The 8,282-nt window shown below is 65.7% G+C and carries 2 protein-coding genes; both read right to left on the minus strand.

Features of this window, described 5'->3' with window-relative positions:
• The coding region (locus tag ACQZ2L_RS24980) for an amino acid adenylation domain-containing protein (protein WP_430328302.1) at positions 1-8,156 on the minus strand (8,156 nt) is incomplete at its 3' end.
• Positions 8,153-8,272: a hypothetical protein gene (locus ACQZ2L_RS24985; RefSeq protein ID WP_430328303.1), complete on the minus strand. Its 120-nt coding sequence runs from the start codon at positions 8,270-8,272 to the stop codon at positions 8,153-8,155. The genes ACQZ2L_RS24980 and ACQZ2L_RS24985, both read right to left, overlap by 4 nt.
• Positions 8,273-8,282: the final 10 nt, after the last annotated feature.

The following is an 8,282-nucleotide window of genomic DNA, read 5'->3' on the forward strand; positions in this document are numbered from 1 at the left end:
GCCGGGTAATCCGGGTCAACCGGCACATAGGCGCCACCGGCCTTGAGAGTGGCCAGCAGGCCAACCACCATCGACAGCCCACGCTCAACGCAGATCGCCACCCGATCGTCAGGCTTGAGACCCAGCCCAATCAGATGATGCGCTAATTGGTTGGCCTGCTCATTCAGCGCGCGATAGCTCAGTGCCCCCTCTTCGGCCCTGACCGCGACCGCATCCGGCGTACGCAGCACCTGCGCCTCGATCATCCCGTGCAGGGTCTGCTCAAGGTCATAATCCACCGCCGTGTCGTTGAAGCCCTGCAGCAAGCGTTTGCGCTCATCGGCATCCGGCAACCCGACATGGCCAGGAATGGCCCGATCGCTCTCCACGAAGGCCCACAGCAGTTGTTCGAAATACCCCGCATAACGCGCGATGGTCGCCCGCTCGAAAAGGCCGGTGGCAAACACGATACCGCCGGCAAAACCTTCGGCGCGCTCACCCATGCTCAGGCTCAGGTCGAACTTGGCAATGCACGCGGCCCCACTCACTGCGCTCAGCGACAGGTCGGCCAATTGCAGCGCCTGCCGCTCTGGGCTGGCGTCCCAGTCCAGGGTGGCCTGGTACAGCGGAGTATGCGCAACGCTACGGCGCGGGCGCAGCAACTCGACCACCTGTTCGAACGGCAAGTCCTGATGCGCCTGCCCGCCTAGTACCACGGCTTTTACCCGGACCAGCAGCGTAGCCACATCCGGCGCCCCCGAGGTGTCCACGCGCAAAGCCACGGCATTGACGAACATGCCAACCAGGCCATCCACTTCGGCCTGTCTGCGGTTGGCTACGGGCGAGCCAATCACCACTTCATCCTGGCCGGAAAGCCGGCTCAATAACACCGCCCAGGCCGCCATGAACAGCATATAAGGCGTGACCCCATGGCGCCGGCACACGGCTTTGAGCTCGCCACTCAGGCGCGGGGCCAGGCTCAGCGCGACGCTGTCACCGGCATACTGCTGACGCTCCGGGCGTGGGTGGTCCCAGGGCAAGCTGAGCAGCGCCGGTGCCCCGTCCAGTTGGCCAACCCAGTAATCGGCCTGCTGGCGCAGGGCATCGCCGCTCAGCCAGCGTCGCTGCCACAAGGCATAGTCGATGTATTGCACGGGCAAGGCCGGCAAGGGGTCGGCGCCGCCGCAACTGAAGGCTTGGTACAACTCGCCCAGCTCGCGTACCAAGACGCCCAGCGACCAACCGTCAGCCACCAGGTGATGCAAAGTCAGCAGTAGCAGGTGGTGGTCTTCGGCCAGCTGCAGCAAGCGCCCACGCACCGGCAGGTCGCGGCTGAGTGCGAAGGGTTGGCTCGCCTCCTGACGGATCAACGCCGCAATAGCGGCTTCATCCAGACCGTTGCAAACGTCGCGGTCAAACTGGAAGCCTTCGCTGCCGGTTGCCAGCACCACCTGCGGCTCGCCTTCCTGTTCGACAAAATGGCTGCGCAAGCTTTCATGGCGCTCGACCAGGCGCCTCAAAGCACGCTCCAGTGCCGCACCGTCCAAACGGCCCTCCAGACGCAGGGCCAGGGGAATGTGATAGGCCGCGCTGGTTTCCTCCATCTGCGCCAGAAACCACAGCCGCTGCTGGGCGAACGAAAGCGGCAAAGTACCATCACGTGGGCCCGGCTGGATGGCCGGCAAGGCGTCACCGTCACGCGCGAGGCAGGCGGCCACCGCAGCCAGACTGTCATCGGCAAACAGGTCGTTCAAGGCCAGCTCCAGCCCCAGGCGTTGGCGAACCTGGCCCAGCATGCGCATCGCCAGCAGTGAATGCCCGCCCATTTCGAAGAAGCGGTCCTGACGCCCGACGCGTTCCAGATGCAGCAGTTCGCCCCACAACGTGGCCAGCGCCTGCTCGCGCTCGCCTTCCGGTGCTTCGTACGCTGTCACCGCCAGGTCCTGGGGCGCCGGCGCCGGCAAGGCCTGGCGATCAACCTTGCCATTGTTGTTCAGCGGCATCCGCGGCAATGCGACAAAAGCGGTAGGCACCATGTAATCCGGCAAACGCCCACGCAGGAAGGCACGCAGGTCAGCGGCCTCCAACGAGGCCTCGTGCCGGGTAAACCAGGCCACCAACCGCAGTGGGCCCTGCTCATTGGGCACAGCCATTACCACGACTTCACCGACACCAGGTGCCAGCGCCAACTGTTGCTCGATCTCGCCCTGCTCGATCCGGTAACCGCGAATCTTGACCTGATCGTCATTGCGCCCCAGGCACTCCAGTTGGCCGTCGGCCTGCCAGCGCACCAGATCGCCGGTGCGGTACAGCCGAGCGCCCGGCTGCGGGCTGAACGGGTCATCGATGAACCGCTGCGCCGTCAGTTCCGGGCGGTTCAAGTACCCCAGGGCGACGCCGTCGCCGCCGATATACAATTCACCGACCACGCCTTGCGGCACGGGCTGTTGCCAGGCGTCCAGCACATACACCTGGGTATTGCCGGTCGGTCGGCCAATCGGTACTTGGGTTGCATCGGGCGCCAGCTCACGCACGTGGCAGGTGGCCGCGAGCGTGGTGGTTTCGGTAGGTCCGTAGGCATTGACCAGGCGCAGCCCAGGTGCCTTGCTCAGCAGCGTGCGGAAGACTGCGGGTTCGGCACGCTCACCGCCGCTGATCAGCACGCGTAGCGCGGCCAGGGCTTCGGGAATCAACTGCACGTACTGGTTGAACAACGCCGTGGTCAGGAACAGAACGGTGATGCCCTGCTCCGCCAGCGCCTTCGCGAAAAGCGCAGGGTCAACCAGCGTGCGGTGGTCGATCACTCGCAACTGCCCGCCATTGAGCAGCGCGCCCCACACCTCCAGAGTGCTGGCATCGAACGCCGGGTTGGAGGCGAAAGCGATGCGGTCACTGGCCAGCAATCCGGCATACCGCTCATTCAGCACCAAACTCGCAACACCCCGGTGCGCAACGCACACGCCCTTGGGTTTGCCAGTGGTGCCAGAGGTGTACATTACAAAGGCCGCGCGGCCAGCGTCCTGGGCCAACCCAGGGTTGTGGCCAGGCTGGTCATCGAGGGCCAGTTGATCGAGGTCGAACCGACGCACCGCATACTCAACCGCTGTGCCAGAAAGCGTCAGCAGTGCGGTGGCCTGGCAATCCTCGACCATGAAGGCCTGCCGCTCGGTCGGTGCATGGATGTCGAGCGGCACACAGACAGCGCCACACTTGAGCACGGCCAGTTGCGCCACCAGCAGGTGCAAGGTGCGCGGCAGCAGCATGGCCACATAGGCACCCGGCGCCACACCTGCACCCATCAAGTAGTGAGCCAGACGGTTGGCGTGTTGGTTCAGTTCGCCATAGCACAGTTGCTGGTCGCCCTGGACTACAGCCAGGGCCAGGGGATGGCGCGCCACGCGCTGCTCGAACAGCTGCTCCACCGTCAAGTCACGGGGGTAATCGCGCTGCGTGGTATTGAAATGGTGCAGCAGGGTCTGGCGCTCGCTGGCGCCCAGCAACGGCACTTGTGCCAACGGCTGTTGATCATCGCCGACCATGGCCCAGAGCAGGGTCTCGAAGTAACCGACATAGCGCCGCACAGTTGCCTCGTCGAACAGCGAGGTGGCGTAGTCCAGGCTGCCGCCCAGCGTGTCACCGAACTCGCCGAGGTTCAGCGTCAGGTCGAACTTGGCGACCTGGCCGGCCTGGACCACGGCCTCCAACTGCAGGCCCGGCAACTGCAAGGCGCCACCTTCGATCGCCTGCCAGTTGAGCGTGGCCTGGAACAAGGGGGTATGGCCGAGGCTGCGCACTGGGCGGACGATTTCCACCACCTGTTCGAACGGCAGGTCCTGGTGCGCCTGAGCCTCCAGCACGCGCGTGCGGACCTGCTCCAGCAGAGTTTGCGCCGTCGGTGCGGCAGCCGTGTCGATGCGCACGGCCAGGGTATTGACGAACAAGCCCACCAGCGGCTCCAGCTCGGCACGGCTGCGGCCCGCCACAGGGCAACCGATGACGATTTCGCCCTGGCCGGACAGCCGCGTCAACACGGCGGCCCAGGCGCTGAGCACGGCCATGTACAGGGTTACCCCGTGGCGCTGGGCCAGGCTGCGCAGGCCGGCCGCCAGGCGGGGTTCCAGTTGCAGTAGCAAGCTTGCGCCGGCAAAGTCCTGGCGTTCAGGCCGTGGGCGATCACTGGGCAGCTTGAGCAGGCTGGGCGCGCCCTCCAGGGCCTGGCGCCAGTAACCGGCCTGGCGCTGCAACTGGGCGCCGGCCAACCAGCGGCGCTGCCACACGGCATAGTCACCGTACTGGATGTCCAGGGTCGGCAACGGATCGTCCTGGCCCTGGCAACAGGCCGTATACAGCGCGCTCAGTTCACGGGTCAGCACGCCCAGTGACCAGCCGTCGGCAGCGATGTGATGCACGGTCAGGGCCAGTACATGATGTTCTGCGCCCAGACGCAGCAAACGCGCTCGCAACAGCGGTCCGTGGGCCAGGTCGAAAGGCGCACGGGCCGCTTCATCCAAGCGGGCGGGCAGCGCGTCGACGCTCAGCTCTTCACGCTGGAACCAATCGCCCCCCGCCGTGGCGGCCAGCACCACCTCGGCACTGTCATCGCGTGGTACGAAGCGGCTGCGCAAGGTCTCGTGGCGCTCGATGATGGCGAGCAAGGCCGCTTCCAGCGCATCGGCATCCAGTGCCCCGCGCAGGCCCAGGGCCAGCGGCACATTGTAGGCCTGGTTACCGCCTTCCATCTGCGCCAGGAACCACAGCCGTTGTTGGGCGAACGACATCGGCAGCGGCACATCGCGCGGCACCGGGCGTATCGCTGGCAACTCACTGCGCCCGGCATTGGCCAGTACCTCGGCCACGGCGGCCAGTTCGGGGTTGGCGAACAGGTCGCTCAGGCTCAGTTCGACACCCAGGCGCAGGCGCACCTGGGAGACCATGCGCATCGCCAGCAGGGAATGCCCTCCCAGGCTGAAGAAATGGTCGCGCCGGCCAACGCGCTCAACCTGCAGAAGCTCGGCCCATAGCGTGGCCAGCCCATGCTCCAACGCCCCTTCAGGGGCCTCATAGCCCTGCTCGAACTGCGCAGAGCGTTCTGGCCTTGGTAATGCGCGGCGGTCGAGTTTGCCGTTTGCAGTCAGCGGCAACGCTGGCAGCTGCACATACGCCACCGGCACCATGTATTCCGGCAGGTGCGCCTGTAATTGGCTGCGCAGGCCTTCTGGGGGGAGCGGCTCGACACCTGCCAGGGCGGTAAAGTAAGCCACCAGGCGCGGCTGGCCGGGCTGGTCCTCGCGGGCCAGGACAACAGCTTCATCGATGCCGACCAGGGCGTTCAGCCGGCTTTCGATCTCGCCCAGTTCGATGCGCACGCCGCGGATCTTGACCTGGTCGTCGTTGCGCCCCAGAAAGTCCAGAGTGCCATCTGCCAGCCAGCGCACCAGGTCACCGGTGCGGTACATACGCCCACGGGCGACGAAGGGGTCGTCAAGAAAGCGCTCGGCGGTGAGCGCCGGACGGTTCAGGTAGCCTCGGGCAACCCCGGCGCCACCAATGTACAACTCGCCTGGTACACCCAGCGCGACAGGCTGCAGCTGTGGGTCGAGTACATACAAACGCGCGTTATCAACCGGCCGACCGATGTGCAGCGCCCCACCTGCTTCCAGCACGCCGGAACTTGCCACCACCGTGGCTTCGGTTGGGCCGTAGTTGTTGACCACGGCAAAGCGCTGGGTCCGGTTGAACTGACGCAGGCGGTCACCGCCGATCAACAGGGTGCGCAGGGTCGGGTGTTCGAGTTGATGGTTGAAGGCGTATTCGGCCACCGGCGTCGGCAAGAAGCTCACGTCCAGGGGCTGCGCTTGCCACCAGGCAAGCATGGCATCCAGGTCATCGTTGCCCTCCGACGCTGGCGCCAGGTGCAACGTGGCCCCGGCGCACAACGCCGGCCAGACTTCCCAGGCCATGGCGTCGAAACCGAAACCGGCCAAGCTCGAAGTGTGCCGGCCATGGCCCAGGTCGAACGTGCGGCAGTGCCAATCGACCAGGTTGTTGACGGTCTGATGCTCGACCATCACGCCCTTGGGCTCGCCGGTGGAGCCGGAGGTGTAGATCACATAGGCCAGGTGGTTGGCACTCAGCCCCGGTACAGCCGGATCGCTATCGCATACAGGCCAGTGCGGCTGGTCGAGCAGCACCACCGGCACCGCGACAGGCCCCAGGCGCTCACGCAGGGCCTGTTGCGTCAGCACCGCTACCGGGCCGCTGTCGTTCAACAGGTACTGCACGCGCTCATCCGGGTGGGCGGGGTCCACCGGTACGTAACCGGCGCCGGCCTTAAGTACCGCCAACAAGCCAACCAGCGTCTGCAGGCTACGCCGCGCCACCACCGCGACGCGGTCGTCAGGCCGCACCCCGAGGTTGATCAGGTGCTGCGCCAGGGCATTGGCCTGGCGGTTGAGCTCGGCGTAACTCAAGCTTGCGCCGTCAGCGGTGGCGGCGATGGCGTCAGGGTGCAGCTCGGCGCGTTGTGCGATGCGCTGGTGCAGGGTCAGTTGCCGCTCATAGGGGGCAGGAAAATCGTTGAACACTTGCAGCAGTTCTTCGCGCTCGCCGTCGGGGAGCATGGCCAGCGCCATGACCGATGACTGCGGTGCCTGCAGCAGGCTTTCGAGGGTCTGCTGCAGGTAGGCGCAAACGCGCTGCGCCGGCACTTCAGCACTGGCCAGCAGGGTCAGGCGAAATGCTTCGCCCAAGTCGTCGACGCTGAGCGTCAATGGGTAGTTGGTAGCCTCGGCAGACTCGACGATGTCAATCCCGGCCAGGGCTGCGCGGCTTGGCTGGGTGCTGTCGACGGCGCTGTGGCGGTAATTGAGCAAGGCATTGAACAGCGGCGCCGGCGCCGGCACACCGCTGCAACGCTGGGCCAGGGCCAGTGGCGCGTGTTCATGGCGCATCAGTGCGCTCAGCCGCTGATGGGTGGCGCGGATCGCCGTCGGCAAGTCAGCGCTGGTCAAGTCAACGCATACCGGCAGGGTATTGATGAAAATACCCAGCGCCCGGTCGGTAGCTTCGGCGCCTTGCAAGCGCCCCATCAGCACGGTGCCGAACACCACCTGATCGCGCCCCGTCAGCCCGCCCAGCACGCGGCCCCAGGCCAGGTGGAACAGGCTGGCGACGCTCACGCCCAGGCTACGCGCCTGGCTGCGTAGCTGCTGGCACAGCGCTAGTGGCAGGTCGAGCGCGTGCTCGTTGTGCACCTCACCCCCGCCTAGCACATCCTGGATGCCGTAGGCCAGGGTCGACGTGTCGATACCCCCAAGCATGTCGCGGAAAAACGCCTCGTGTTCGGCCTCGCTGATACCCAGCACGGCTTGTGCCACATAATTGCGAAACGGCACCGGGGTGCCCAGCCGATCACCCTCGCCGGTCAGGAACGCGATCAGCTCGTGACGTACCACCTCCAGGGCACTGTGGTCCATGGCAATATGGTGGAACTGCAGGGTGGCGGTCAGTGCACCATCGGCCTGCTCGGCCTCACGCAGCAGGCGGATCAGCGGTGCCTGGGTCAGGTCGAGCCTGCCGCGGGAGGGGTCGTTATCGGCTAACGTCGCCACCTGCAGGTCAGCGCGGCGCCAGACCACCTGCACCGGCGTTTCCAGCCCTTCCCAGTGCACCGAGGTGCGCAGGATGTCGTGGCGTGCAATCACACCACGGAGCGCATCGGCAAACGCCTGTAAGCGGGCCTCGCTGGCAAACACGAAACGCGCCTGCATTACGTAGGGATCACTGTTGGTGGCACTGGCATGGTGGAACAGCATGCCCTGCTGCAGCGGTGCCAGCGGGTAGATGTCTTGCACGTTAGCCGCACCGCCGGGGATGCAGGCGACGATGCGGTCAAGGGTATCCTGGTCGAGATCGATCAGGTTGAGGTGCTGCGGCGTAATGCGCGTGCAGCCTGGCTCGATGAGGTTGGACGGCACGTGCACCGCGCCCTGTTTCACGGCCACGTACTCGCCGTGCTCAATCATCGCCATCAGCGTCGGCTTGTGTTCACGCAGTTGCGCCACCAACGCGGGATCGGTCAGGGCCTGGCGGTTGCCCTGAACGGCCAATTGGCCGTCCTTCAACGCCAGTTGTACGTTTTTGGCCGTCAGTGTTGCCAGTAGTTGATTGATGCTCACAGGACGATCTCCATTCTGTCTGTGATGGCTGCGTAGCCCGCCAAGGTCGGTTGGTCGAACAGGGCGCGCACGTCGGCTTCCAGGCCTTGCTCACGCAGGCGCGAGATCAGGGTCACCGCCAGCAGT

It is taken from the genome of Pseudomonas shirazensis, assembly GCF_050496565.1.
GTDB classification, from domain to species: domain Bacteria; phylum Pseudomonadota; class Gammaproteobacteria; order Pseudomonadales; family Pseudomonadaceae; genus Aquipseudomonas; species Aquipseudomonas shirazensis_A.